Genomic DNA, 628 nt, shown 5'->3' on the forward strand with positions numbered 1-628 from the left:
CCTTCTACCCCGAAGTGGACAAGCGACTGGGCGGGGTCTTCACCGAATACGTCGACAGCATCACCGCCAAGGGCCCGCTGCAAGTGGTGTTCCAGCTCAAGAAACCTTTCGCACCGCTGCTCTCGGCCCTGGGCAGCGGGCTGCGGCCTGTGGTGCCCAAGCACCTCTACGAGAACACCGACTTTCGCAACAACCCTTACAATCTCAAGCCCGTCGGCACCGGCCCATTCGTGTTTGTGGAGTGGAAGCGCGGCGCTTATATCAAATTGGCGAAGAACCCTGACTACTGGAAAAAGGGCCTGCCGCACCTCGACGGCATCATCTTTCACGTGATCCCGGACGGCTCGTCCCGTGCGGCCGCTTTCGAGCGCAACGACGTGCAGGTGCTGCGCAGCGGCGATGCCGACTATTCCGACCTCAAGCGCCTGACCGCCTTGCCCGACGTGCAGTCTTCGGAAAAAGGCTGGGAGTTGTATTCCGGCCTGGCCTTCCTGCAGATCAACACGCGCAAGCCACCGCTGAACAACCCCAAGGTGCGCCAGGCGATCCTGTATGCGCTGAACCGCCAGTTCATCGTCGACAACATTTTCTTCGGTTCGGGCAAGGTCGCGCCGGGCCAGTTCGTGTC

The 628-nt window shown here is 61.3% G+C and carries 1 protein-coding gene; it reads left to right on the plus strand.

Going from position 1 to position 628, the window contains the following annotated elements; all coding sequences use genetic code 11:
• Positions 1–628: ABC transporter substrate-binding protein (locus HX875_RS32945; RefSeq protein WP_256348227.1), on the plus strand; the 628-nt coding region annotated here is incomplete at both ends.

It is taken from the genome of Pseudomonas yamanorum (assembly GCF_013386765.1).
Lineage (GTDB): Bacteria > Pseudomonadota > Gammaproteobacteria > Pseudomonadales > Pseudomonadaceae > Aquipseudomonas > Aquipseudomonas yamanorum_A.